At 51.2% G+C, this 22,820-nt stretch carries 32 protein-coding genes; 6 read left to right on the forward strand and 26 right to left on the reverse strand.

Annotation, left to right across the window (positions count from 1 at the left end):
- The 7 genes from ACJMM9_RS14590 to ACJMM9_RS14620 all read right to left on the reverse strand — a co-directional run.
- Positions 1 to 293: ATP-dependent Clp protease proteolytic subunit (locus ACJMM9_RS14590; protein WP_405328484.1), on the reverse strand; the 293-nt coding region annotated here is incomplete at its 3' end.
- 146 nt (positions 294 to 439) lie between these two features.
- The gene (locus ACJMM9_RS14595; protein ID WP_405328486.1) at positions 440 to 931 is read right to left on the reverse strand and encodes a hypothetical protein; all 492 of its coding nucleotides are present in this window, start codon (positions 929 to 931) and stop codon (positions 440 to 442) included.
- Positions 918 to 1,514 carry a hypothetical protein gene (locus tag ACJMM9_RS14600; protein WP_405328489.1) on the reverse strand — a complete coding sequence of 199 codons (597 nt, stop codon included), beginning with the start codon at positions 1,512 to 1,514 and terminating at the stop codon, positions 918 to 920. Before ACJMM9_RS14600 ends, ACJMM9_RS14595 begins: the two co-directional genes overlap by 14 nt.
- The gene (locus ACJMM9_RS14605) at positions 1,511 to 1,903 is read right to left on the reverse strand and encodes a hypothetical protein (RefSeq protein ID WP_405328491.1); all 393 of its coding nucleotides are present in this window, start codon (positions 1,901 to 1,903) and stop codon (positions 1,511 to 1,513) included. Before ACJMM9_RS14605 ends, ACJMM9_RS14600 begins: the two co-directional genes overlap by 4 nt.
- 2 nt (positions 1,904 to 1,905) lie before the next feature.
- Positions 1,906 to 2,226, reverse strand: coding sequence for a hypothetical protein (locus tag ACJMM9_RS14610; RefSeq protein ID WP_405328494.1), 321 nt, complete (start codon positions 2,224 to 2,226; stop codon positions 1,906 to 1,908).
- An 11-nt stretch (positions 2,227 to 2,237) separates the two neighbouring features.
- Positions 2,238 to 2,711, reverse strand: a complete 474-nt coding sequence (locus ACJMM9_RS14615; protein WP_405328497.1) for a hypothetical protein — start codon at positions 2,709 to 2,711, stop codon at positions 2,238 to 2,240.
- Entirely contained in the window at positions 2,704 to 3,876 is a 1,173-nt protein-coding gene (locus tag ACJMM9_RS14620; RefSeq protein WP_405328500.1) for an RNA ligase, read from the reverse strand. The genes ACJMM9_RS14615 and ACJMM9_RS14620 overlap by 8 nt, the downstream gene beginning before the upstream one ends.
- 103 nt (positions 3,877 to 3,979) lie before the next feature.
- Between ACJMM9_RS14620 and ACJMM9_RS14625 the strand changes: the two genes are divergently transcribed.
- Positions 3,980 to 4,546 (forward strand): hypothetical protein, encoded by a 567-nt coding sequence (locus ACJMM9_RS14625; protein ID WP_405328503.1) that lies wholly within the window; start codon positions 3,980 to 3,982, stop codon positions 4,544 to 4,546.
- Here ACJMM9_RS14625 and ACJMM9_RS14630 read toward each other — a convergent pair whose 3' ends face one another.
- From ACJMM9_RS14630 to ACJMM9_RS14665, 8 genes are read right to left on the reverse strand one after another with little or no spacing between them, the layout of a single operon-like run.
- Positions 4,547 to 5,086, reverse strand: a complete 540-nt coding sequence (locus ACJMM9_RS14630; RefSeq protein ID WP_405328506.1) for a hypothetical protein — start codon at positions 5,084 to 5,086, stop codon at positions 4,547 to 4,549.
- A gap of 45 nt (positions 5,087 to 5,131) precedes the next feature.
- A complete protein-coding gene (locus tag ACJMM9_RS14635; protein WP_405328509.1) occupies positions 5,132 to 5,335 on the reverse strand; it encodes a hypothetical protein in 204 nt (67 codons plus the stop codon).
- A 33-nt stretch (positions 5,336 to 5,368) separates the two neighbouring features.
- Positions 5,369 to 5,836: a hypothetical protein gene (locus ACJMM9_RS14640; RefSeq protein ID WP_405328512.1), complete on the reverse strand. Its 468-nt coding sequence runs from the start codon at positions 5,834 to 5,836 to the stop codon at positions 5,369 to 5,371.
- Positions 5,833 to 7,563 carry an AAA family ATPase gene (locus ACJMM9_RS14645; protein WP_405328515.1) on the reverse strand — a complete coding sequence of 577 codons (1,731 nt, stop codon included), beginning with the start codon at positions 7,561 to 7,563 and terminating at the stop codon, positions 5,833 to 5,835. The genes ACJMM9_RS14640 and ACJMM9_RS14645 overlap by 4 nt, the downstream gene beginning before the upstream one ends.
- Positions 7,556 to 7,747 (reverse strand): hypothetical protein, encoded by a 192-nt coding sequence (locus tag ACJMM9_RS14650; RefSeq protein ID WP_405328518.1) that lies wholly within the window; start codon positions 7,745 to 7,747, stop codon positions 7,556 to 7,558. The genes ACJMM9_RS14645 and ACJMM9_RS14650 overlap by 8 nt, the downstream gene beginning before the upstream one ends.
- Complete coding sequence (locus ACJMM9_RS14655) at positions 7,725 to 7,994, reverse strand: DUF1653 domain-containing protein (protein WP_405328521.1); 270 nt, start codon at positions 7,992 to 7,994, stop codon at positions 7,725 to 7,727. Before ACJMM9_RS14655 ends, ACJMM9_RS14650 begins: the two co-directional genes overlap by 23 nt.
- Positions 7,995 to 7,996: 2 nt before the next feature.
- Positions 7,997 to 8,692, reverse strand: coding sequence for a hypothetical protein (locus ACJMM9_RS14660; RefSeq protein WP_405328524.1), 696 nt, complete (start codon positions 8,690 to 8,692; stop codon positions 7,997 to 7,999).
- Positions 8,693 to 8,899, reverse strand: a complete 207-nt coding sequence (locus ACJMM9_RS14665; RefSeq protein ID WP_405328527.1) for a hypothetical protein — start codon at positions 8,897 to 8,899, stop codon at positions 8,693 to 8,695. It abuts the gene before it with no gap.
- Between the two features lie 51 nt (positions 8,900 to 8,950).
- Between ACJMM9_RS14665 and ACJMM9_RS14670 the strand changes: the two genes are divergently transcribed.
- The gene (locus ACJMM9_RS14670) at positions 8,951 to 9,130 is read left to right on the forward strand and encodes a hypothetical protein (RefSeq protein ID WP_405328530.1); all 180 of its coding nucleotides are present in this window, start codon (positions 8,951 to 8,953) and stop codon (positions 9,128 to 9,130) included.
- Here ACJMM9_RS14670 and ACJMM9_RS14675 read toward each other — a convergent pair.
- The 7 genes from ACJMM9_RS14675 to ACJMM9_RS14705 are packed head-to-tail and all read right to left on the reverse strand — an operon-like array spanning position 9,087 to position 14,584.
- Entirely contained in the window at positions 9,087 to 10,262 is a 1,176-nt protein-coding gene (locus ACJMM9_RS14675; protein ID WP_405328533.1) for a DNA polymerase beta superfamily protein, read from the reverse strand. The genes ACJMM9_RS14670 and ACJMM9_RS14675 overlap by 44 nt on opposite strands.
- A gap of 8 nt (positions 10,263 to 10,270) precedes the next feature.
- Complete coding sequence (locus ACJMM9_RS14680; protein WP_405328536.1) at positions 10,271 to 10,429, reverse strand: hypothetical protein; 159 nt, start codon at positions 10,427 to 10,429, stop codon at positions 10,271 to 10,273.
- Positions 10,426 to 10,680 carry a hypothetical protein gene (locus ACJMM9_RS14685; protein WP_405328539.1) on the reverse strand — a complete coding sequence of 85 codons (255 nt, stop codon included), beginning with the start codon at positions 10,678 to 10,680 and terminating at the stop codon, positions 10,426 to 10,428. Before ACJMM9_RS14685 ends, ACJMM9_RS14680 begins: the two co-directional genes overlap by 4 nt.
- 57 nt (positions 10,681 to 10,737) lie before the next feature.
- Complete coding sequence (locus ACJMM9_RS14690) at positions 10,738 to 12,858, reverse strand: BRCT domain-containing protein (RefSeq protein WP_405328542.1); 2,121 nt, start codon at positions 12,856 to 12,858, stop codon at positions 10,738 to 10,740.
- Complete coding sequence (locus ACJMM9_RS14695; protein ID WP_405328544.1) at positions 12,855 to 13,613, reverse strand: hypothetical protein; 759 nt, start codon at positions 13,611 to 13,613, stop codon at positions 12,855 to 12,857. Before ACJMM9_RS14695 ends, ACJMM9_RS14690 begins: the two co-directional genes overlap by 4 nt.
- The gene (gene thyX / locus ACJMM9_RS14700) at positions 13,610 to 14,332 is read right to left on the reverse strand and encodes an FAD-dependent thymidylate synthase (RefSeq protein WP_405328547.1); all 723 of its coding nucleotides are present in this window, start codon (positions 14,330 to 14,332) and stop codon (positions 13,610 to 13,612) included. Before thyX ends, ACJMM9_RS14695 begins: the two co-directional genes overlap by 4 nt.
- A gap of 9 nt (positions 14,333 to 14,341) precedes the next feature.
- Positions 14,342 to 14,584, reverse strand: a complete 243-nt coding sequence (locus tag ACJMM9_RS14705) for a hypothetical protein (RefSeq protein ID WP_405328550.1) — start codon at positions 14,582 to 14,584, stop codon at positions 14,342 to 14,344.
- 142 nt (positions 14,585 to 14,726) lie between these two features.
- Between ACJMM9_RS14705 and ACJMM9_RS14710 the strand changes: the two genes are divergently transcribed.
- The 4 genes from ACJMM9_RS14710 (at position 14,727) to ACJMM9_RS14725 (ending at position 19,655) form a co-directional block, all read left to right on the forward strand.
- Positions 14,727 to 16,103: a hypothetical protein gene (locus ACJMM9_RS14710; protein WP_405328553.1), complete on the forward strand. Its 1,377-nt coding sequence runs from the start codon at positions 14,727 to 14,729 to the stop codon at positions 16,101 to 16,103.
- A gap of 1 nt (position 16,104) precedes the next feature.
- Positions 16,105 to 16,896, forward strand: coding sequence for a hypothetical protein (locus ACJMM9_RS14715; protein ID WP_405328556.1), 792 nt, complete (start codon positions 16,105 to 16,107; stop codon positions 16,894 to 16,896).
- Positions 16,897 to 16,974: 78 nt separating this feature from the next.
- Positions 16,975 to 18,570: a hypothetical protein gene (locus tag ACJMM9_RS14720; RefSeq protein ID WP_405328559.1), complete on the forward strand. Its 1,596-nt coding sequence runs from the start codon at positions 16,975 to 16,977 to the stop codon at positions 18,568 to 18,570.
- Between the two features lie 11 nt (positions 18,571 to 18,581).
- Positions 18,582 to 19,655, forward strand: coding sequence for a coiled-coil domain-containing protein (locus tag ACJMM9_RS14725; RefSeq protein WP_405328562.1), 1,074 nt, complete (start codon positions 18,582 to 18,584; stop codon positions 19,653 to 19,655).
- A gap of 39 nt (positions 19,656 to 19,694) precedes the next feature.
- Here the strand turns inward: ACJMM9_RS14725 and ACJMM9_RS14730 are convergent, their stop codons facing one another.
- The 4 genes from ACJMM9_RS14730 to ACJMM9_RS14745 all read right to left on the reverse strand — a co-directional run bounded on the left by ACJMM9_RS14730 (position 19,695) and on the right by ACJMM9_RS14745 (position 22,731).
- The gene (locus ACJMM9_RS14730) at positions 19,695 to 20,675 is read right to left on the reverse strand and encodes a PhoH family protein (protein ID WP_405328565.1); all 981 of its coding nucleotides are present in this window, start codon (positions 20,673 to 20,675) and stop codon (positions 19,695 to 19,697) included.
- A 101-nt stretch (positions 20,676 to 20,776) separates the two neighbouring features.
- Positions 20,777 to 21,457: a hypothetical protein gene (locus tag ACJMM9_RS14735; protein ID WP_405328568.1), complete on the reverse strand. Its 681-nt coding sequence runs from the start codon at positions 21,455 to 21,457 to the stop codon at positions 20,777 to 20,779.
- Positions 21,444 to 22,283, reverse strand: coding sequence for a hypothetical protein (locus ACJMM9_RS14740; RefSeq protein ID WP_405328571.1), 840 nt, complete (start codon positions 22,281 to 22,283; stop codon positions 21,444 to 21,446). Before ACJMM9_RS14740 ends, ACJMM9_RS14735 begins: the two co-directional genes overlap by 14 nt.
- 1 nt (position 22,284) lies before the next feature.
- Positions 22,285 to 22,731, reverse strand: coding sequence for a hypothetical protein (locus ACJMM9_RS14745; RefSeq protein ID WP_405328574.1), 447 nt, complete (start codon positions 22,729 to 22,731; stop codon positions 22,285 to 22,287).
- Positions 22,732 to 22,820 lie beyond the last annotated feature (89 nt).

A 22,820-nucleotide genomic window follows, 5' to 3' on the forward strand; every position in this document is an offset into this window, starting at 1 on the left:
GCCGTATAAGCCTCGCTCTCGACAAGGCCGTCATATCTGGCGCAGTGGGACATCAATCGAGCGCTCGGATAGGCAGTCCGTTCCTTGCCAGCGCAATAGATAAAGAACCCCATCGAATAGATCTTGCCAGTGGCGACCGTCTTGACCACAATTCCTTTGTTCTGGAGGATCCGGATGGCGTCGATCAATCGGAACCCTTCTTCCAGCGAACCGCCGTCGCTGTCGATAAGCAGAATGACCTTCCCCACGTTATGTGAGAGCCTACCCAGCTTCTCGATGACCTCTGATACCACTTCCTCGTCTATATCGCCCACAAGTCGAACAATCGGTTCCGCCATATCCAGCCTCCTTACTAGGAGCTTATGCAAAAAGCCCAGACCGGAATGTCCAGTCTGGGCCCTTTCCAAAGGGGAACGCTAAATTCGCTCAAAAACGGCAATTAGTGGATGTCGTAGCCGCAGTGAGGGCAATTACCGTACGGAACGCCTTCTTCACCGCACCTTGGGCAAGTGGTGGTTTCCTCATGGCCGTTCCAGCCGTACTTTTCCTCGCCGACCTCGGTGATTTCGGACTCCTCGACCTTGAGGGAAGGATAGGGTTCTACCGATGTTGTCGTCACGACTTTTTCAGTAACCTTGAATATCTGCACGGCAGTAGCTTCCGCCATGCTCCAAGTGCCTCGGTCGATATCCAGAGCCAACGTATTGTGAAGGAACTCCATCAAGGTATCCTTGGACGACGAATAGCCATGCTTCACATCTTCCGGTCTCGTCGACCAGCCGTAGTCACTAGGAATTCCACGGCGAGCCATATTGCTGAACCAAAAATAGAGGTCGCCAGTGCCGCTTTCGTTGCCACTTGCTGGCAACATTGCATAATAGAACTCTCGTTCTATTTCATTTGTCGTAGGAGTCTTACTATTTTCCGACATCTTCGTCTCCTGATAGAAGTTTGCTCACAGCGAACACGAACTCGTTTTCGGCTTCGACAAGCTCGCCATCGTTCGTAATCATTGCGTTCCAAGGCTTTCGCGCCTCGAAGCAGTTGAACTGGCCGTCTTCGTCGGACTTGCGCTTTTCCCAAGTACTCGTGTCACCGTTGCGAGCGTTCGCACGTTCCCGGCGGATATCTTCGCTCGCAGTGACATAAATTACTTTCAAATTGAACATGTCCTTGAACTGGAGACAGTAGTCGTAGCCGTTCGGATCGATCGTGTAGAAGATGGTGTCGCCGTCGAGACGGTTCAGCATTTCCACCGTCGAGCAGTAGCGGAACCCAGTTTCTCCGATCTTCGTGTAGCCGAACATCGTCTCGCGCTTCATGAGGTCGTCGAACGCTTCCTTGGTGAGGAAGGTATGTTCTACGCCGTCGGTCTCGCCCGGTCGCATCGGCCTATCCGTATAGGACGGAACGGACACGATGTTGTACACGTCCTTGAAAACTTCCTTAGCGTGGCGGATGAGAGAATCCTTGCCAGCACCAGAACGTCCAATAACCAATATTAAATTTTTCATTTTGCTTCCTTTGTGTTACATCCAGTCGGTTTTGCCCATGATGGTGCTGGAGATTCGCACCGTAGTTTTTCTACTTGAGCCTTGCGGATTTCTTGACATCCAGTGCATAGCGTCGAGAACATATCCCACATTATAGCGACCCCAATAATCATAAGAACCCACCACCACCAATGATGCATTCCTTCTAAAGTTTCTCCGACCAAGTCGTTGCACTTGCAATATTCATCGAACTCCTCGTCGGTCTGCTCCTTGCCGACGGTTTTCTCGCGCTTGCACCAATAGCAGAGGCCGTCCTCATCATACCAGCCGCCATAGCCTTCATACTGGCCGTGACGGATCTGGAACGTACAGCCGCACTTCTTGCAGCATTCTAGGCGAAATCCCCACATGACTAATCCCAGTCGCCCGGCTGCGGCGTTCCAAGCCAAGCTCGCTTGCTCGGACTGTCTTTCACTGGTTCATAGCCGTCGAGTTCCGAGAACAGCACGGAGTTGTACCAGCCGTCCACGCCAGCAAGCTTTACGAGAGTATACCAGCTTTCCACTTGTACACGCTCGACTTCGTATTCGTTACCAGCAACAAGACCAGTCGGTTCATCACCAGCGCTCATCGGAGATTTGTCGGTAGTTGTACACACAACCTTTCTCGGCTGGGCATTCCAAATATCGAACTCGGTGAGTTTCGGATTGCAGATGCTAATTTCTTCGTTCATGTTTTACCTCATTAACGGCGATTTGGGTTTGGGTGGCCTGGTTTGACATTGGGCACACCGAGGCGGTGAGCCTTTTGGGAGACAGCGGATACGCTGATGTTGAACAGCTTCGCGATCTCGGTATAGGTCATTCCTTGCGCAATGTAGTTCAGCAGACGCTTTTCCTTGATGGTCGTCCAAGTATCTTGCCTAGACGTGTCGAACCCAGCCTTGTGCAAGGCTCGCTGGAACGTTTTGGGCGCAACTCGGTACTCCTTGGCGAGACCGCGCAAAGTACCCTCGCCGTTGCGATATCTGTCCACCATTTTGTCAAGAAGTTCTGGCGTGGCGTGTACCTTCGTAGGCGTACCGCTGTAGCCCAGGATCTTACGGATTACACCGATGTCGATGCGCTGGATTTCTGGGTATGCCGCCAAAGCCGCCTTCGCTTGCTTAGTCGTTCCACGGAACAGCGGCAGAATGGAAATGAATTTTTCTTCAGTCATCTTTGCCCTCGTGATAACCGATGTAAGGATTCTTGTCGGACGCGCCCTTTTCCGGACGCATCATTGTCTTGTTGACGATGCGCTTGACGTTCTCCATGCGGTCTCCGCGAACATAGGAGAGCAACGGAGCTTGCTGCGCCTCGCCAAAATGCTCTTGGATGTACAAGGCGCGTTCCTTCATCGTATGCTGCGTCATCTTGATGAAGTCGCCAGTGGAAATGACATAGTCCAGCGCCTCGCTGAAACGAGTCACATACAGCTCCATGCGGTTACGGATATCGAACAGTTCCTCTGGAATGACCAGCGGTTCGTCGTCGATGTAGGCGTAGTTGTGTTCGGCGTCGAGGTTCGCATGGAAGATGTTGAGATTAGGGTCGTAGGCTCGCCAAAAATACTTGTCGGTACACTTGTCGTAGTAGCCCAGCATCGTCAAGTAGGCGTCGCCCTTCATCTTCAGCTTGAATCCGCTAGGCCAAGTGATGACGAAGCCTTCGTGGTCAGCTGGAAGCGTCTTGCAGATTTCCGCGACCTTTTCAATGGACGAGAAATCGAACTTTTCTGGCATGTGGGTGCCGAACATTGCCGCGAAAGCGCTGCGCATGGATACCGAGCGAAGTTCTTCGCCAGTGCTGGTCTCGATCGCACCCAAGTACACCATTTCGTCCTTGGGATAACGGATAGGATGCTTGTCAAGGTGCCAGACGATTTCGAACAAGTGCGTCTGCGACTTGATTACCTTGTTGTAGGCGTCGTCGGCGATGGGACACTGGAGCTTCCTCATGTGGTCGTTTAGCCACATGCGGCCCCAGAGGGCTTGCGGAGAATGGAAGCTACAGCCAGTAGTCACGTTCCACTTGCCACCATACCAGAATACGATGCCGAGCGAGCCGTCGATCTTGTCGAACATCAGCGGAATTCCGTCCATGCCAAGGGGAAGGCCAGCCTTCTTGACAGCCTCCAGAGTCTTCTTGGCCAGTTCGTGTTCGCCGAACAGCTCATGGTAGTTGAAGAACTTGTGCCACGGACGGGCGACCACCTTGCCAGTCGCCGTCTCGAACACGATGCCACGCGCATTGAGCGTGACTTCGTCCCAGTCCGCATTGGCGGCGGTTGCCTCGGTGTACTTGAAGCATACCAAGCGACCGTCGTCACTGGTATCTGACATGAGACGACCAGCGTTGGCCGCCTCGTAAAAGCGCGACATGTGCGGAATTTGAATCATGACTTGAAATATAGTATATTTCGTCCAAACAATCAAGTTCGGTGCCATGTACAAGTGCTGCTTTCCAGGCTGTAATTACGAAACAGACAAGCGTTCGCTCATAGAATACCACCATATCCACCTCAGAGAGGCCGGAAACCGCCTCGGCAAGAAGGTGACTATTCCGTTGTGCCCTATCCACCACAACTTGATCTACCACGAGGACGCTACCGCTGGGCAGCATTCCGAAAAGCACCCGGAGTCAATGATAGTTAAGCTCGTCACGAACACGAGCCGTGGAAAGTGCGTCATTTTCGAGGACATGCAGGGCAACGAACACTCGGTCGACTTCGACACTACGCCCAGCAACACGATACTCTGCCTACACTGGGATCTGGTCAACGGAATAACCCACGACATGCCGGAGGAAGTGGACGAGGTGTCCTTGCGCCAAGTGGACGACTACGGCTTCTGCGACGACGGATGCAACGTCTACTACACCGAAGAATACGAGACAGTCGCCAAGGCGCTTCTCTCGAAGCACATCGCCGCCTATATGGAAAAGGCCAAGTCTGAATTCGACTCGGCCTTGGAAAAGGCTAGAAGTGACTGGAAAGCATTGAGGGCTCGCTGATTACCAACCGAGCCGATCGTCATCGCAAGATAAATCGGTTTTGTCACGCCATTTGATTTCGTCTGGTTCTCCAAGAGCCAGAATAGTTCCCTTGACATACGTCAGCGAGTACGATTCCTCATCAGCCGCAGACAAAGTTGAACGCCAAGGCCGTTCGGATATACAGACACGGTAGCGAGTAGTCTCTACTGGTGTAACGCCGTCATAGGACGTGATGTCAACTAGAATTTTGCCAGCACAACCAAACTTATTCGCCAATCGGTAGAACTGGAAGTCCTTCGTGTTATAGAACGAAAACAGAATCTCCTTCGGTTTGAAATCTATATCCTTGATGTAGTTACCAAGGTTGTCAATCGACCACGCCGAAGTTTTTTCTGAGATGAACTTCACGGAGAACTTATAGCTAACAAGGAGTCGAGTTGGACTCACCGGAATGCTCGGCAGCCTCGGTGCTGGTTCTTCATCTAGGACGGTCTTGCAACGAGCGCCTTCGGATTTTTCGTCGCTAAACCACAAGTTAAAATCTACATTTGTATTCATGCAAATGAAATTATATTAAAAGCCCCTCGGTTGAGGGGCTTGTCATTAGAAGCACGGCTTCGCGTCGGTAGGGCCGTAATCGGCTCCCAGAATCGGCGTCTTGCGAGGGCAAGCTGCAGCTTCCGGCGTAAAGTTGTGATGGCTGGGGATCGTGTCGAGAACGCCGTCGATGTAGTCCACTGGGGACTGGCCGTTGACGCTCATGCCACGAACCTTCGTGAGAATGTTGCAGACCTTCTGATCTTCCATATATCAATCCTTTTTATTGGTGATATATAGAGTTTATCTGTTCTTTCCCCAAACGTGTTCAAAGACGTAGCGGCGATCGGCACGAGACAACCCATTGTAGCGTCGTTCGGCTTCCGTAAACGGTCTCGACCTGTAATCCGGCCAGTGTTTCTGCATGAATGCCTTGGAATAGAAGTATGTCGGATTTTCCAAGAAATAACCGACAAGCGCGAACGGACTGCTTATTTCATACTGGTACTGGGCCTTGAGCAACGAGATCACCGCATTCCGATACTTGACCGCGTCGCCACAAGGAAGTCTGTACACGTATTTATAACGCTTCTTCAAGTAATCGATCATCGCTTGACGGTCGTTGCAATAATCGCCAGCGTCAAGACGGTCGATAACCTCTTGCTTGTTGGCTGGTACGTAGTCATCGTCGCCGTGGCCAGCCAAGCAACCATGCCCAGCGCCCAACGCGCAAGTGGCACACCTATCGCAACATGAAGAAAACATCATCATATAGCATATTCCTTCGAAGCGGACTTGCGGTTCTTCTGGATAAAACGGATCGCGTACATCAAGTCGCGTACGCCATAGGTGCAGTTGATGCATTCCTTGTTGCGGTGCGTCTTCATGATGGCATAGATGTTTCCGATATCGGCAAGCGTGATGACCTTGCGGCGCATGTACCAGTAGACCGGACGGAACTTGATCGAGTCGAAGTTCGTACGGTCGCCCTCGTCCTTGATCATGTTCAGACGCTTTCCGTAGATGAACGACTGCGGAAGACCGATCTCGATGACTTCGTCGAATCGTTCAGAACGCTTGATGATGGCATTGGCCAGCGTCTTCGGATTGTTCATCGTTGCGACCAAGGTAAACGTCTTCCTCGGATTGCCGTCCGCATCAACGCCACCGGGGCATTCCGTGTGGAGGAAGTCGAAGAAGAAGATAAGCTCTTGGCTCGTCTTGCCGCTTTTCTCGTCATCGGACATGTACTTGTCGAAGTCGTCAAGCATGATGTAGATGTGCGAGTTCGAAATTGCCGTTATGGCGTTCTGCAGATATTGACGGTAATCCCAGTTCAAACCTTCGTCAGGCAAGCAAGGGATAATCACGGCAGCGTCCTTGTTGTCCTTGACAATCTTGTTCATGATGAAGGACTTGCCAGTACCGGGAATTCCAACTAGCGCATACGAGCGAGAACAGCCCATCTTGTCGGCGTTCACGATTCGCTTTACAAGCTGTTCAGTCTTCTTGTCGAACACCTCATGACGAGTCTTGTATTCGAGTTCTTCTCGTTTGTACACACCGATACCGCCATGTCCAATATGGCAGAGGTACTTCGTGAAATCGACCATGGAGAACGGCAAGGCGCGACACCAGCTCATGTTGTTGCCAAAAAAGTCTTCTTTCTTACGATACAGACCATAGATCGGCAATGCGCCTGGGAAAATACGACGGATAGACAAGTCATAGCGGTCGTTGCTGGTATTCAAATACAAGAACACCAACATGTTGTATTCTTGGATTTCGGCGATAATGGCGAAGTGCGACGCAGTTCCATGGATAATGTAGCCATACTTGTCTTCCTCGATAATCGCCGTACGGTAAATCAGCTTGCAATGAATTGTATCCGTTTCTTCCTTATTGCGCTTGAACATGCGAGAATGAAGCTCGACTACAGACCCTACCGGATATGCTGCCATAGATATCAAGAACATGCCGCCCATAGGAACTTCATGGAAGATGTCGATGTAATATTCGCTCAGTCGGATCGGACAATCCTTGACATCCTTCAGCACAGACGCGATGGTATTGTAGCAATCCAGTTCGCTACTGCGTTCAATCTTTCCAGTGATGTCGTCGACCAGCGAATCCATCAGCGCTAGGTTGCGGATCATGTTGGACGCCTTGGTGAATACCGTATTGGGTGCAAGCAAGGACAATACCGTATCGGTCGTGTAGATGTACTCACGAGCAACACGCGGAATGACCGTATTATCGACAAGCGTCTTGATACCATACTGCTTCACGCGATCTTTCAAATTATCCAGAGCGAACATTTCGGTGAAAAATTCTTTCAGCGTCGGATGCGCAATCCAGATGGACGGAAGCTTGGCGATTTCGTCCTTCACCTTGCGGATTGCATCGGCGTCGGACTTCTTGTTGCCCTCTTCGGCAATTTCCGGCGACACTTCTTTCACCACTGTATCACCGGAGTCTTCGATGGGTTTCTTAGGCATCTTTGTTCTTCACCTTGAGATAAATTGCAACCAAGATTCGGATAACCATGAACGTGTAGACAACCGTCTTCACGCCCTTCACGAAGGACTTCCACTTGCTGGTCGCCTTCTTCTCGGCTTCCTTGATAAGGAGCAGTAAAAGCTGCTCGAACGCGCAAATCTTACTTATTGTCGAGAGTTTCATCTTCAACCTTCTCAAGTCGGTACTTCTGCTTGACATCCGGATACTTCTCGTGGTCGACTTCGGACAAGAACATATCCTTCGGACGAGCGTACGTGCCGTCCGTATGGTTAGTCTTGCCCTCGTTGCCGGAGCACTGATAGATAACAAGTTCCTCGCCAGTCTCGGAGTGCTTGGCCACGGTGATTACCTTGGCCGTAGTACCCTTGAAGTGACGCCATACGCTGCCTGGAGTGATCGTTCTGTCCATAATTAGTCCGGAATGTAGAGGTTAGTGTTAGCGTCCGTCATGATGTACTGGTCTTGGTTGCCCGGTCTTCCGAATCGGTTATTGAACACGTCCTTGCGGAACGTGGACGTGACCAAGTGGATACCGTGCTTGGACGGAAGACGGCAGTAAATCTTGGGAACATTGTCGCGCATGCCGCACTCGCCGACGATGAACTTTTCGAACAAGTCGGCGATAGCCTCGACGTCGTGGAAGCACGGATCGAGTTCATTGACCATGTCTGGGTCGATATCGACAATCCACTTCTTCGTTTCGGACGCTTCAGTACAGATCGTGCCGAGTGCGCTGCTGTAGAACTTCTGTGCAGACAACAGTGTAGGGAATCCGGCATTGGTGTTTCCAGTGCGGATCATCTTGCGCATGACGCGGTTCGCTTCGAGCTGCTGTCTCAAGCATTCAATCTGCGTCTGGATGTTGGCGTCAAGGGTGCTGCGCTGGTTCAATCGAATCATCGCACGAGCATTGTACTTCTCGCACATCTCGACCATATCCTTGAAGTCCTTCTCGAACTGGACGAACGAGTGGATATGGTAGTCACGGATGATGCGGTCTCTGTTGTTACCCTTGTCCTTGCCACGCTGCATGACTTGGACGAAGTAAACGTCACCTTCCATTTCAAAATGCATCAAGTTCTTGATGGCTTCGTAATTGTTGATCATTTAGACCTCCCTAATCAAATCGTCGGAGTCGATTTTCCATGACATGCCTTGTTCGTCCTTCAAGTGTGCAAGACGCCAAGCAATTTCCTTGTCCACGGTAGAATCTGGGGCGACAACCACTTTGTACACCTCTTCACCGACGATGGCTCCGTTGTTCAGAATATCTACGGAAACCTTTCTTACTTGTTTCTTCTTTTCTTCAGACATGCCACCAATATAGCAAATCCGTCGACTGCCGTCAACGGATAAACTTGGTTCATGGTATATTGTTACGCCGTAATCTACATCGACAAGCGGACTGGTGCCGTAGGTTCGTCGCCGGAGCTTTACTGCTCGTGGCCGCCAGAAGACCAAGTGAAACTGATCAACTGGTACGAATCCAGACACAAGTACGCTAGCGTTTCAGCAATCGTCGAACGAACCGAACTAGAGGATTAGATTCCCTCTTCTCGACGTACTTGATGAACTCGATAACGTAGTTGTCGACCTCAAGAGTCGAATAGTCGTCCTCACACAAGTCGGAGGTCGCAAACAGACGTGTGACTTCTTTCACCAGATTCTCGGAATACTCCAAGATATCGTCATACTTCCAACCGCCCTGCTTGATATTGAGCAAGAAGTCGCGTTCGTTAGAACGGTCGACGACGACCTTGTGCATCATGGCGATGTCACGAGCCGTGAACAGCAAGCGGACGCAGTGCATCATGTTCTTGGCGTCATAGCCTTGGCCATGCTCGATGGTCGTGTTGTACCTTTCTGGATTGCGCTTTGCGACCCATTCCTTGTACTCGGCGCGTTCCTTGAACTCCTTGGAGTAGGCATTGCGGTTGAACACCATGACACCGAGGACTGGCTTGCCCTTCGGAATGGAGTTCAGCTGGACATCGCCGCTAGTGACCTCGTTGCGGACGATACCGTACGCCCAGCGCCATTCGTGCTCGGTCTGACCCGGCACGTCACGCTCGGACTTAGGTTGTCCGTAAATCGCGAAGCCGTTGTCGATATGGTCGATGGCCGCAATGGAGTACCATTTCTGGTCTGAACCGTATTCGTCGTCCTTATGCGTCTGCAACCATTCCTTGACCTTGACCGCGCAGCCGTTCGGCATCGGAACGTAGCAGTAGTCGAGAACCTGTGGCGGTTCCTCCGGCTTCGGCTTGAAGACCTTCTTGTTCATTCCACGCGCACGAGAGATCTGTCCCTTCGCGTATTCGACGAAGGTCTTCTCGCAACGGCGAGTGACAAAGTCCATCTCCCTACGGATCTTGTAGAGGTATTCCTTGCCTTCGAGAATGCAGCGATCCGGAGAATACAGCATTTCGAGGGCTTGTGGATTAGCCCTAGACAGTTCCTTGAAGAACTTTGTAATTTCCCAGTAGACTTCGTCGTTCGTCTCGTCGGCGAACTGGTCTGTAATATTTTGTCTTACACGGTCTTCCCAAGGCATGATGTAGACACCACGGATGTCTTGGTCGGACGTAGGCGTGTTAAGACCGAATGAAGTAGAACCAGAAATGACCTTGATGATCAAGGTTCCGTTCATACGTACAAGTTGTTCAGTCTGTGTCATCAGTTACCTCATTTGCCACACCACCAGTTGGACTGGCAGCCTTCCGGAACTTCTCCGGGGCCTTCCCAGTACGGATTGCCTTCTTCGCCAGATCCAGCGAGCAAGGCGCATTCAACTGGCATATCCATAATTTCCATTTTCGGCTTTGTGTATAATTTCTTCGTCATTTCTTCCTCTTTGTTTTGTTAGGGTCTTCTCGATGGATACAGAGATACTTGCGGTTCGTCTTGTTGGTTCCATCTTTGTAGACCGAGGTATAACCGTTTATCGAATTGAAATTTTCCAAAATCTGCTCACCAGCCGATTTGCACTGCTCTTCGGTATGGAACTCGATGTGGTCAATCGCAATTCCGCCACCGCCTCCATGATGATAGCCACCAGTATTGAAAGCAAAGTACAAAACAAGAATCCATTCCATAATAAAAACCTCGCTCGCAAATATAGCAAGCGAGGTCAATTCCGTCAACTGGAACCGTTATTTCAAGCGGTCAAGGAACTCGTCGAGAGTGTCCGGCGTGTACACCTTGATGTTGTACCCAGCGGCCTTCAAGTCGTTGATTGCAGTCACCTTCTTGGGGCCAGCGTTGTCGCCAAGCAGAACGAGGGTCGTCTTCTTGGTGATGCCAGAGCAAATCTTTCCGCCGTTCTTCGCAACCATGTCCTTGAACACGTCGCGTTCCAACTTTTCGAACACACCAGTCATGATACAAGTCTCGCCTTCGAGCTTGTTCGAGACCGGGCCTTCGTCAGTGTAGTTCTGCGCGATGTTGTTCACGGCAAAGAAAAGAACCGTGTCCAGATGATGCCTTACATACAAGATGAACTTCGTAGCCAGTGCCGGAGAAAGTCCGACCTTCATGCACTGGAACGCGACATCCTTGCCATGTTCGGAGTCGACATTGTTGGCAGTAGCCACCAGACCGCCCATCGTGTTCACCACCTTGGCGAACAGCGGAGACGCCGTATGGCCGATGCCAGGAATACCGAAGCCTTCGATCAACTGGGCAAGGCTGTTGCCCTTCGTCTTCTCGATGGCGGCAAGCAGCTTCTTGGCCTTCTTCTCACGGCAGCCGCAGAAGTCGATGAAGTCCTTCTCGGTCACACGGTAGAAGTCGTCAATGCTACGGATGCGCTGCGACATGTACAAGTCCTCGATGATGCTCGGCCCGACGCCACGGATGTTCATGACGGTACGTTCAGCGAAGTTGCAGAGACGTTCCATCGCTTGGGCTTCGCAGTCAGTGTTCGGACAGATCCAAGACACAAGTTCCTCGCCATCTTGGTTGACCGCATGCTGGAGTTTTTCTCCGCAGTATGGGCAAACGTCAGGACGCTTGTAGAACTGCTTCCCAGTGATCAAGCGCTTCGAGTAGGCGATGCTGTCGTACGGAACCACGGTCTTGTTGGACTTGGTCAGCACTTCGTAGTCATCCTTCGACCGTCCGGTTTCCACACAGCGGACAAGTTCTGGGATGATTTCGCCAGCCTTGCGGATTACCACATGGCAGCCGACGAACAAGCCAAGATATTCGACCAGATCCCAGTTGTGCAACGTGCAGCGCTGAACCGTAGTCATCGCAAGCGAGACTGGCTCGAACACGGCGACTGGCGTGATTGCGCCAGAACGGCCAACGGACAGTTCGATTTCAAGAAGCTTCGTAGCTTTTTCTTCCGGCGGGAACTTGTACGCCTTGTAGTAGTTCGGAGCCTTGCCAGTTCTACCCATTACCTCATGCAGGGACTTGTCGTCAACCTTGATGACAATGCCGTCGATAGGATAAGGCAGCTCGGAACGCTTCGAACGCATTTCCTCGGCGACTCGGCGGAACTCCTCGATGCCGTCCTTGGCAACGTCGACCGTATGGTGCGGAGGAACCTCGAAGCCTTGGGACTCAAGCCATTCCACATCTTCGGTCTGCGTCTTGTTCTGGGAGCCGCGAGCGATGATGTAGGCGATGAACGAGAGCTTGCGAGCCTCGACTTCCTTCGGAATGGTCAGCTTCAGAGATCCAGCCGCTCCGTTACGCGGATTGGTCATGGCCTTCTTTCCGAGGTCTTCTTGCTGTTCGTTGTACGCATCGAAGTCGTCGTACTTCCAGAGGACTTCGCCACGCACTTCGCACACGCCGTCGGCACCGACCTTCTGGTGGACGCCTTGAATCTTCACGGCGTTCTGGATGACGGAGTCGCCGACATTGTTCTTGCCACGAGTGACAGCATCGTCGATCAATCTGTCCTTGTATTCAAGGGCAAGCGAAGCGCCGTCGAGCTTGTACTCAAGTTCGAACTTGCTTGCACCGTACTTCTTGTAAGTATCCTCGACCCATGCGCAAGCCTCCTCGATGCCGTTTGCGTTGGTGATAGACACCATCGGAACGACGTGGGTGACTTTCTTGAAGCCGTCCGACAAGTCTTCCGACGCATGCTGCGTGGGAGACTCCGGAAGGATCACGTCTGGGTTGTTCAGCTCGTACTCCTTGAGCTGACGGTACTTGGCGTCGTACGTCGCGTCGGAAATCGGCGATTCGCCGTTTGAATATGCGGCGGCGAACTTGTTCAGTTCGTCTACCAGTTCACAGTAGTCGCCGTAATTCATTTGTTTGCCTCTACGGGTGGCTTGCGGTTGGGCATGCTCATCACGTTCACGTAGAGCGGAACCCATTCTTGCGGAAGTTTGGACAAGTCCTTCTTGAAGTCGCCAGAAGAATGTTCGATGTACACCACGAGGAACAGCGGACGAGCGCCGTGCTTGGTCTTGCCCACATAGGTAAGCATGCGGTACGGCTGGTTCGGCTGGAGTTCGAGGACGTTATCGCCGAGCTTCGGATGCTTCATGAAGCGCTTGATGAGATAGTCGCCATAGTCCTTGTTGGCCTTATTGAGCTTGGCAAGGCACTCGCCACCACGTTTTTCGTCGATCACGAGCCACTTGTCGCTTTCGATGCCCGGTTCGTAGTGCTTGAGCTTCCACGGTTCTTCGGTCGTTGCGGCATACATGTGGCCGTCGAGGATGTTCACTTCGTTCCAGATGTTGTTCACTTCACGGAACTTGCGGAGCATGCGGCCATAGCGTTCAGCCTTCTCCTTATTGTCTTGGCACAGAAGCTTGTAGAGACGGTCGACAGACGGCAAGTTCTTGACACGCGGATTGACCTTCACGTCGCTATCCATGAGCTTCTTCAATGCTTCGCACTGGAGCTTGTCATTGGCAAGGAGTTCACGGATCTTGCCAGACTTGAACACGGCGGCTTCGCCGGGGTTCTTGGCCTTGTTGTCTTCTTCGGGACGCCATTCCTTCACATAGCGCAAGTAAGACAGCTGTTTTTCTGGGTTTTCTAGGTTGAGTCTCATTTGTCTACCTCTTTTTGGTTAATGAATTTAATATCGTTGATATGCGGATGACGGCCACAGCACTGCTTTTCAATGCAGAAGCATGCGGTCGGATTCATGTACTTGTACTGTTCGCAAGTCGGTACGAACAAGTTATCGCAGATCCACTTCCATTCGTCGTCCACGCTCGCCAGAAGGTGCTTGAGTTCCTTGGCGAAGTCACGGATTTCCTTCAAGGCGCGAGAGCAGAGACGCTTGTTCATGAAATTGATGAGCGTACGGACGTTGATCTTCCAGACCATCTTGGATTTCATGCCGATCGGAAGCTGGTTAGCCGCGTCTTCCTTCGGAATCCCCATGTCGGTCAACGCCTTGTATGTGGACGCGGCGCTGGCCATGCCGACCTGATAGATGGACTTGACGAGGTCGCTCTTCTCGACACTGGGCGGAGTATAATACTGGAAGTTTTCTGCATCCACATAGCGAGTGGACGACTGTACACGAGTAGGTGCGCCACCGATATGAGTGTATAGTTCACGCATCATTCGTGCGGAATAGTTGTCGATTACCAAGGTAATATCGGGAAACTCGATGACACGGCCATGGCCAGACGTTATACAAGAGATTGCACGTTTGCGGTTCTTTTCCGCATCGTCAATGGGTGCGTTCCAGCAGACACCAGCGCACTTGCCGATGAACTGCAGCGGATTGTGGGTAATGTTCAAAAGCTCGATTGACATATCGGTTCCTTAATAATGCTTGACAACGTACCAGATGGTCTTGTAGGCCACGTAGAACCAGTTGAGGATTCCGTGGAAAATAGCCCACAGTACGGAATGGTTGAATATCCACGACATGCACACGGCGATTGTAAGCCCCGCTATAGGGAAACGAAGCGTACAGCCCTTTGGACACTTGGGACATTCGGGGCACTCTGGCTTCTGCGAGGAGTCTTTTTCCTCTACGTTAGGGGGCGTGTTTCGTTCGTTCATAATGTTTTCCATGGATAAAACTGACTCCAATATAGCAAATTTCCGGTCAATTTGCAATTCAAATTTGCATTTATTACCTTTTCCACAACATCTTGTGGTGAAATAAGATAATTTCAACTACAAATCGACAGGGTATACACTTATGCCAAGAAAATCGAACAAGCTTGCACACGTCATAGGCAAGCCCTCCAACACCGAGTCCAAGAAGTTTGGACAGAATCTCGGTATTGCCAATCTCCTCATGCACTTCAACTTCGACGAGGCACGTGTAGCCGCATACCAGCACGAGCTCACCGAGGCTGGATGGCTTCCTCCAAATCTCACCGAGGCCAAGTTCAAGGAAAACATTGAACAGACCCACAAGTACATCACGACTCCGGTGTCCGAAGAAGGCACCGTGAAGCCGCCGAAGAATCCGAGGGAAAGACTCTCTCCGACGGACGAACCGGAAGAGACGGTCTTCGAGGAAGATCCGATGTTCGAATACACCGATGACGAACGCATCGGTGCAGAAACCCGCTACAAGCGCGAAATGAAGAAGACGGAAAGGGCATTGAGGCTCATCCGCGAAGAAGCATTTATCGGCAAGCAGAAGGTGAACCGCATGGCCGAGGCCGCAGCTGCCGTGAAGCCAGCCGAAATCAAGCTCAACCTCATCGACGCCAAGGTGAAGGGCACGAACTACTGCGTCATGCCTATCTCCGACGTGCATTTCGGCGAAGTGGTTCAGCCAGACGCCACATACTGCTACAACAAGTACAACCCGGAAATCGCCCAGAAGCGCCTCGTCAAGCTCTTCGAGGAAACCTACCGTCACGCCAAGGCAGAAGGCTGCGACAAGCTCCACATGCTCTTGCTCGGTGACTTAATATCCGGCGAAATCCACGACGAACTCCGCGAGACCAACGCCTTCACGGCTCCCAAGTGCGTGAGCGTACTCAACTCCATCTTGATCGGACTCATCCTCCAGTACGCGAAGCTCTTCAAGTCAGTGACCATTTCTTGCGTCGTGGGCAACCACTCTCGCACTGGCAAGAAGCTCCAGGCCCACAACCGCTCGATGGACAACTACGAGCACATCATCTACAGCACCATCAAGGATCGCTGCGAGGCAGAAGCCAAGAACATCACGGTCGAGTTCAACGACGAGGCCCCGTTCGCCGTCACCAATATCGGCAACCAAGTATGGATGCTCGAACACGGCGACCGCTACAAGGGTTCCACGGCTGCCGCTGGCGCAATCAACACCGTGCTCCGCAACATCGGTAACGACATCCGCCGCAACCACGCCGACGTGGCCATCATGGGTCACTGGCACACTGGAGCCTCTGGCGCTATCGACGCTCGTGAAGACGGTCGCATGACCAAGGTGTTCATCAACCCCAGCATGGTCGGCCCAGACAACTTCGCCGTGACCACGCTTCACGCCTTCTATCCGGCAGAGTCCAACGTTTTCATTACAGACGGCAACAAGATCACGTCGAAGATCGAAGTGGACTTGTCCGACATTCAAGGATAATATGTTTACAGTCGAAAACTATAACCCGTTCGTGTTCGCCGATGTCGAGACGATGCTCCACGCCAAGTTCGACAATGTCGCTGGCTTGGAGAACACCGTCGTTGTCCTCGGTTCTGGGATATCCAAGCTTACCCCGGAACAGTTCAGACAACAGCACATGGGAATGCGAGTGGTCGTGTACAACCTCGAACAGCTCTTCAAGGGCAGTCCGTGGCTGAACAACAAGGTGCTCGCTTGGCTCAGGGCCGCCGACGAAGTGTGGGACTACGATGTCGAGAACATCAACTTCCTCTACGCCAACGGCATCCGCGCAAGCTACGTCCCGATGGAATACGTGGAAGCACTGAAGTACACTTCCGTCTACAACGGACAGAAGGATATCGACGTGCTGTTCTACGGCGCTCCTACAGACCGTCGCTTGAAGATTCTCCAGAGCTGGATGGGAATGAGCCAGCACCATGCCGTGACGATGGTCGCCACTGGCATCAGCGGCAAGCTCCTTGAGCATTACATCCACCGTTCCAAGATCATCTTGAACTTGCATGCGTTCGACAACGCCTACAGACAAGAACAAGTCCGTATCTTTGTCCCTGTCATCAACGGATGCTGTGTCGTGTCTGAACAGAGTTCGCGCAACGAGTTCTCGACGGCGATCGTGGAATCCAGCACCAGACACCTCAACAGTACGCTCAAGACGTTACTAAAGTCCGGTGACTGGGAGAAGGTTGGAATGAATGCTCCAGACACCTACAAGATCCACTGCAGTAACCGCTTCCGAAGCGGACTGCGATAGACCGAAATAGATGAGACAAGGCCGCTGAACAAGCGGCCTTTCTGATAAACTGCGATTAAATTACCATTAAGGTTGACCATGTTTTTTCTCAAGCAACTAGGCTCCCTGCTCAACGCAGTCAAGGAAATCGATCCGGACGCAAATCCGTCCGTCATGATCAAGTTCAAGACCCCCAACGGCTCTGAAGCCAAGGCGGTCTACGTCCACAACAGCTTTGACGGCGAAGGCGACTCCCAAGGTTCCATCGTTCTGTACAACGGCGACGACAAGACCGAATTCGACTCTCTCCAGTACACCGTCGACGGCATCCAAGGTCTCTGCAACTCGCAGGGCGCACAGCCAGCCATTACCGAGGCGGTGAACAGCAACAAGGAGAAAACATCCATTACTGCGGTAGGAAAGCTGGAACTATATGTTGGCGATTTCTCTACCCAGTTCTTTGCCGAAGTATATTCCAAGGATGGATGGACGGAAGAATTAGCAATCGAACTCGCTTCGGAAATCGAAAAGCAGTTCAAGCCGGGTGAAATCGAAACGGAATATCTCTCGCCAATGGATAACATGAATGACAACCGTGGCGGATGCACATACCAGATCGTGATGAATATGAACATTTCTATCAGCTTGTCCGCACTAGACTCTCGTGTACAGGGTGCTATGTACAAGTTCCAGGGCATCCCAACGATCAAATACAACGACGAAGGCGAAAGCGATACCAATGCTCAGACAAACAACGACGTCGAGCGTCAAGTAGCAGACAACATCGACACTGCTATGATGGATCACTACGACATGATGAATGGAGACATCGGAGACATCTTCGAATCGTCCGTAAAGACTCTCTGCGGCAAGGCCGGAAAGCCAGCTCTAGCAGAAGCCGTCATTAAGTTGTTCAACGTGTACAAGCCAGTGATGGAAGCAGAAGGCGTTTCGGAACAGATCTTCGCCAACTACTTAGACAAGAAAGGCATCACCGAAGTAGATGCCGTAAGCCTTGAACGTATCCTCAATGACATGGTTTACGAGAAACGCATATCATCAGCCGAGGCTGACAAACTATGGCTTAAAGTTATGAATGGAGGTCAGCCCAAGTTGGAAGCTGTCGAAGCCAATCACCGCGTCATTCCGGAAGAAATTGCAAAGGCCGTGAACGCTGCACAAGCCGAAGACTACGGCTGGCGTCCAGAAACCGCCGAACGCGAATTTGAAGAAACCTGGGACTGGCTCGAAGACCATGCTGACACCGTGCTCAACGCATGGAACGCAAACAACGACCCAAGAGAAGTCGTCCGCGCCATAGAAAACGAAGAAGAACGTGGCGTATGGGCTGCTGAAGCAAGCATGATGGAAGCCGTTGAAGATATTCCGACCGACGTCAAACAGAAGATTGCCGACTTCGCAAACATGTACGGCATCCATCTCACCGAAATCGACGATGACGTCCGCAATAGCTACTACAGATATCATGAAAGCAAGGAACCGCCTAACGCCGACTACGGTTTGGACATCGGCGTGTTCGACGACAACTGGAAATTGACGCCTAAAGGACAACGTGCAATCCAGTACATGAAAGCAATGGGCTTCTCTCACGAGGTCGACTACAACAAGTATGGCGAACCGTATTTGCTGTTCAAATTCGACGCAAAGAAAGATCCGTTCCTAAGTGCCAAGTAACGAGGTAACGAATGGCTGCACCATCTAATCAGAGCACCGAGCAAGCATTACCGATCGAGTATCAAGATATAGTCACTGGACTGTTCTTGAATGCCTTGTTAAACAACAAGATTAACGATCATTCATACAACTATGGCGACCGATATGCCGACGACCGCAAAAAATTTCGCAAGCATCTTCATAGCGTGGATCTCAAGAACAATTTTGTCAAGGGAAATCCAGCAGCCAAGCTGATCGCGTCCGAATTTCGTCGAACATCGCATAACAGAGTTCGCTATATGGCGTATGCGTCGATCCAAAATGGTGCAGTCGTTACCAAACTTGTATCTACCGATTGCGCATATCCGCCGACACCGGATATGCCGTTTGAAATTCTAACAATGTTCAACTTATTCCACAGCCAATGTGGCGACCAAGTTCGAGAATTACTTAAAAGCCAGCCTAAATTGATAGATCATCCTACTTTAGGGCCGATATATCAGCAGCAAGCTAACGTCGGCAATACAGTTACCAAGCTAACGGATGAGCGAAAGGCGTTAACCCTAGAAATCAATCGACTCACCAAAAAGCTTAATCAAATGCTAGAGACGCCAAGTCAAGTAGACATTGAGGCGTTTAGAAACACACGTGCCACATACATTAAGTTGAACCAGCAGCTAGCGCAAGTTGAGGAACAAATCAACAAGCTAGTTCCTAGAGGCGTTGTCACAAAATACTCATTTGCCGACGAATCAAAAGATGTATCAGACACACTATCGCAATACACCGCATTACAGCAACAGTATTCCGATCTTCGAAACCAGAATCACGAAATCAATGAACGTCTTGTCACCTTACGAGAACAATTAAATACCGACAATCCGCCACTTAATGAAATATGCGATCTTGTAAAACAGCAAGAAACCATAGCGGCCAACATGAAATCATGTCACCAAAACCTCAAGTCGCTTAAAACACAGTTGTATGGTGCAACTGCTGCAACAGACCAGTTCGTCAAAGCGATTCACGAATGCGTAACTAACAACGAATTACGAGACGCAATACTTGACTTATATCACATGTGTCACCCTAACGAAATGATGTAATCAACAAAATAAGGCTTGCTCAATGAGCAAGCCTTTCTTTTATTTTTCGATAGGTTCGAGACCAGTCCCCTTGCAATATTTGCACACGTCACCGTTATCGTCATACCCGGTGCCGCCGCATGCCTTGCACAAGTCATCATCGTCATCAGGACGGTCATCTTCGTCAGTAGGAGAGAAGTCGTAGCCTTCGCGGTCGCGATCCCAAGTGTGGGACGGGAACTTGCGGAAGTCGTCCTCGTACGTAGCGGAATTCGGCTTGTAGTCCGGCCTTTCATAGCGCAAGATGATTTCCTTGATCAAGCGGTGACGCACGATGTCGTCGACGCCAAGCGTGACGTATCCGATGCGAGGAACGCCTTTCAAGAGATTCTGCGCATGCATGAAGCCAGACTCTACCTTTTCCGGCAAGTCCGTCTGGTTCGAGTCGCCGCAAATCACCATCTTGGAATCTCTGCCGAGACGTGTGAGCATCATCTTCATCTGAGCGATGGTCGTGTTCTGGAACTCGTCGCAGACAATGAAGCTCTTCGCAAGCGTAGAACCACGGATGTATGCCAACGGGCACACTTGAATCTTCGAATAGAAGTCGTTGTTGGAGAATGCTTCCTCTACGTTCTTCTTCGACTTCTTCTTGGAACGCTTTTCCTTGTCCGTAAGGACTGGCATCTTCTTGATGGCGTCCTCCGGCTTCTCTCGGCGTCCCTTGATGAGCGAAATCGCGTCGTACAAAGGTTGCATGTATGGGGCTATCTTCTCGTCGAGACCACCAGGCAAGAAACCAAGTTCCTCGCCACCAGTCACAACTGGGCGTGTCAAGACAAGACGTTCGTAAATTCCGTCGTCGAGGCCGGAAATACCGACCCACGTAGCGATGGCGGTCTTTCCAGTTCCGGAAGGGCCGTTCACGAAGATAATGTCATTGGAGTTGATAGCGTCGACTAGGCGTTGTTGGCCAGCAGTCTTGGTATAAATCGGTCTGTCGTGTCGATCACGAATGATCTCGGTGCCGCAAAAACTCATGTAGAATCCTTGTATGGGAAGCGGTGTTGCTTCTTAATATACGTTTATCGAATTTGAAATGCAAGAAATGCCGCTTCGTAAGCGGCATTTTACTTTATGTTTCATTTTTCGAACAGAACGTCGTACATTTGCTGTACTGCTTCCATCATCGGTGTCTTGGGTTGCTCTCCAAGCCATCGGTTGAAATCGTCCACGGCCTCGTTCTGGCTGTTCCAGCCGTCATAAATGCCCTTTCCGAAGTCCTTGATGCCGTTCCAAGCGGACTTGATGCCAGAACCGACTGCATTGCCGAGCTTGCACATAGTACCGCATTCCGAACCGCCTTGCTGCGGAGCTTGCGTCGTCTGTGTTGGAGCTGGCTTCGGAGCCGCAGCAGCCTTTACATCCTTGCCCGGTCTAGGAACAATGTAATCAGGCGGAAGATTCTTACATGCGGCAAGCTTTTTGTACTGGTCTGGAGTGAGCTTGTACGTGACGTTCTTGTTGAACTGCACCGTTGAATAGTCCTTGACGACCGGAGCCTCCACGACTTCGCGGTTAGGCGCTGCGTCGACATCGACTGCGGTCAGCGGAGACATGGCCAGAGCGCCAGCGAGCGCAAAATCCTTCACGCCTTCCGTCTGCGCGTCCTTGTGCTTGTAATACTCCATCTGCTGCAAGTGCTTATCTGCGGCAGTCTTGGACTTGTGAGACGACAAAATCTTGCCAGTCTTGTGCGAAACGATCGTCCAAGGAGCGTCTTCGCCCTCGGAATTCTTGTGACCCTTCTTATACACTACCATAAGCGTCAGTCCTCATGTGATCTTCGCCGTCCATGATGTTGCCCCATGCGACAGCCCACTTGAAATTTTCGGATTTGAGATAACGTTCCCAGATACTGCGTCCATGCTTGATGATGCACTTCTCGATGAACGGGAAAAACTTGTTTTCGACCTCGTCCGGAGACACGTCAACGGCTTGCTCGGCCAGTTCTGCAGCTTCCATAGCGGAGAACGAAGACTCGAACAAGTTCTTTGTGTTCACGCCGAAGGTGCTTTCGGTAAGGAAATATGCATCGTAGACGCCCTTTGCGAGATTACGGTAGCCCATGTTGGCAACGCTCTCAAGGACGGCGACAAACTGCATCGCCTTGTTGACAGATTCGGCCAGAGCGACGTCGGCCTTCGTCTTCCGTTTCAACGAGTCAAGGTATTCGCCGCGCTTCAATGCAGTCTTGAACTCCGGCGAAGAAATCAGTCTGTGAAACAGCTGTGTTCCGTGAATGCGTAGGAACGTAGTGAGCTTATTCGTGACATTCATGAATTCGCCATAGTCCTTGTTGAAGTCGCGCTTGTCGATTTCGAGAAGCGCTTCATCGAACTTCGTAATGCCGTTCTGGTCTGGAAACTCGACCTTCGCCGGATCCTTCATGAGGCGTTCCTTCGCCGTGTCGGCGAACGTACGCATCTTGTCCGCATAGCCCTTGGCCTTCGCCTTGATGTCGCTGAAGTCAATACCTTCGTTGATGACGTAGCACTTCGTAATGGCCTTCAGAGGTTCCACGTAGTCTGGTGAAACCTTGCTCATCTTGACCATCGACTCGATGAAAACCTGGTGCTTCTCGGACATGCTAGACCCCTTGATTTTCTGCGAGTTGCGCCTTGCGTTCTGCTCGCTTGCTGTCGATCTTGGCGACGGCACCCTTCATGCCCTCTTCGAGAGACATGCCTCCATCAAGGAACCAGCGCTTGAATTGCTCAGACGACAGCGGCTTGGCCTCGTGGAATTCCAAGAACGCATTGGCGGCCTTCATCCAAGTAGCCCATGCGACTGCACGAGACGGCGAACGAGTATAGGACATCAGGTCATAAAGTTCTCGGTCATTGTCCACCATCACATCGACGATGTCCGTAATCTTGTTCGGATCCGGTCGGTTTCCGTCACCAAAACGCTGGTTCAAGAATGTGAATGACTGCTGCGTAGGCTGCGTGACGCCTTCGCAAAGAGTGTAAAGTTTCTGAAGCGACTCACAGAGAGGAGTGCCCTTGCCAGCGATTTTTTCGATTGTTTTGAGCATATAAGACCCGATTTACCTTTAATTTGAGTTTATAATTTTTCTTTCTAAATTTAACCCCATGGCCAAGAGATTAAAGAAATCCGATCTGA

The organism is Fibrobacter sp. (assembly GCF_045112255.1).
In the GTDB taxonomy this organism is placed as follows: domain Bacteria; phylum Fibrobacterota; class Fibrobacteria; order Fibrobacterales; family Fibrobacteraceae; genus Fibrobacter.

Coding starts and splice junctions, on each gene's coding strand:
- ACJMM9_RS14635 (WP_405328509.1), bottom strand. CDS start 5,335: ATGGAAGATCAGAAGGTCTGCAACATTCTCACGAAGGTTCGTGGCATG.
- ACJMM9_RS14610 (WP_405328494.1), bottom strand. CDS start 2,226: ATGAACGAAGAAATTAGCATCTGCAATCCGAAACTCACCGAGTTCGAT.
- ACJMM9_RS14740 (WP_405328571.1), bottom strand. CDS start 22,283: ATGTCCGAGAAGCACCAGGTTTTCATCGAGTCGATGGTCAAGATGAGC.
- ACJMM9_RS14615 (WP_405328497.1), bottom strand. CDS start 2,711: ATGACTGAAGAAAAATTCATTTCCATTCTGCCGCTGTTCCGTGGAACG.
- ACJMM9_RS14690 (WP_405328542.1), bottom strand. CDS start 12,858: ATGAATTACGGCGACTACTGTGAACTGGTAGACGAACTGAACAAGTTC.
- ACJMM9_RS14720 (WP_405328559.1), top strand. CDS start 16,975: ATGTTTTTTCTCAAGCAACTAGGCTCCCTGCTCAACGCAGTCAAGGAA.
- ACJMM9_RS14645 (WP_405328515.1), bottom strand. CDS start 7,563: ATGCCTAAGAAACCCATCGAAGACTCCGGTGATACAGTGGTGAAAGAA.
- ACJMM9_RS14600 (WP_405328489.1), bottom strand. CDS start 1,514: ATGAAAAATTTAATATTGGTTATTGGACGTTCTGGTGCTGGCAAGGAT.
- ACJMM9_RS14630 (WP_405328506.1), bottom strand. CDS start 5,086: ATGAATACAAATGTAGATTTTAACTTGTGGTTTAGCGACGAAAAATCC.
- ACJMM9_RS14685 (WP_405328539.1), bottom strand. CDS start 10,680: ATGGAATGGATTCTTGTTTTGTACTTTGCTTTCAATACTGGTGGCTAT.
- ACJMM9_RS14595 (WP_405328486.1), bottom strand. CDS start 931: ATGTCGGAAAATAGTAAGACTCCTACGACAAATGAAATAGAACGAGAG.
- thyX (WP_405328547.1), bottom strand. CDS start 14,332: ATGTCAATCGAGCTTTTGAACATTACCCACAATCCGCTGCAGTTCATC.
- ACJMM9_RS14730 (WP_405328565.1), bottom strand. CDS start 20,675: ATGAGTTTTTGCGGCACCGAGATCATTCGTGATCGACACGACAGACCG.
- ACJMM9_RS14660 (WP_405328524.1), bottom strand. CDS start 8,692: ATGATCAACAATTACGAAGCCATCAAGAACTTGATGCATTTTGAAATG.
- ACJMM9_RS14670 (WP_405328530.1), top strand. CDS start 8,951: ATGGTATATTGTTACGCCGTAATCTACATCGACAAGCGGACTGGTGCC.
- ACJMM9_RS14665 (WP_405328527.1), bottom strand. CDS start 8,899: ATGTCTGAAGAAAAGAAGAAACAAGTAAGAAAGGTTTCCGTAGATATT.
- ACJMM9_RS14640 (WP_405328512.1), bottom strand. CDS start 5,836: ATGATGATGTTTTCTTCATGTTGCGATAGGTGTGCCACTTGCGCGTTG.
- ACJMM9_RS14650 (WP_405328518.1), bottom strand. CDS start 7,747: ATGAAACTCTCGACAATAAGTAAGATTTGCGCGTTCGAGCAGCTTTTA.
- ACJMM9_RS14680 (WP_405328536.1), bottom strand. CDS start 10,429: ATGACGAAGAAATTATACACAAAGCCGAAAATGGAAATTATGGATATG.
- ACJMM9_RS14715 (WP_405328556.1), top strand. CDS start 16,105: ATGTTTACAGTCGAAAACTATAACCCGTTCGTGTTCGCCGATGTCGAG.
- ACJMM9_RS14735 (WP_405328568.1), bottom strand. CDS start 21,457: ATGGTAGTGTATAAGAAGGGTCACAAGAATTCCGAGGGCGAAGACGCT.
- ACJMM9_RS14675 (WP_405328533.1), bottom strand. CDS start 10,262: ATGACACAGACTGAACAACTTGTACGTATGAACGGAACCTTGATCATC.
- ACJMM9_RS14710 (WP_405328553.1), top strand. CDS start 14,727: ATGCCAAGAAAATCGAACAAGCTTGCACACGTCATAGGCAAGCCCTCC.
- ACJMM9_RS14625 (WP_405328503.1), top strand. CDS start 3,980: ATGTACAAGTGCTGCTTTCCAGGCTGTAATTACGAAACAGACAAGCGT.
- ACJMM9_RS14605 (WP_405328491.1), bottom strand. CDS start 1,903: ATGTGGGGATTTCGCCTAGAATGCTGCAAGAAGTGCGGCTGTACGTTC.
- ACJMM9_RS14695 (WP_405328544.1), bottom strand. CDS start 13,613: ATGAGACTCAACCTAGAAAACCCAGAAAAACAGCTGTCTTACTTGCGC.
- ACJMM9_RS14620 (WP_405328500.1), bottom strand. CDS start 3,876: ATGTCAGATACCAGTGACGACGGTCGCTTGGTATGCTTCAAGTACACC.
- ACJMM9_RS14745 (WP_405328574.1), bottom strand. CDS start 22,731: ATGCTCAAAACAATCGAAAAAATCGCTGGCAAGGGCACTCCTCTCTGT.
- ACJMM9_RS14725 (WP_405328562.1), top strand. CDS start 18,582: ATGGCTGCACCATCTAATCAGAGCACCGAGCAAGCATTACCGATCGAG.
- ACJMM9_RS14705 (WP_405328550.1), bottom strand. CDS start 14,584: ATGAACGAACGAAACACGCCCCCTAACGTAGAGGAAAAAGACTCCTCG.
- ACJMM9_RS14655 (WP_405328521.1), bottom strand. CDS start 7,994: ATGGACAGAACGATCACTCCAGGCAGCGTATGGCGTCACTTCAAGGGT.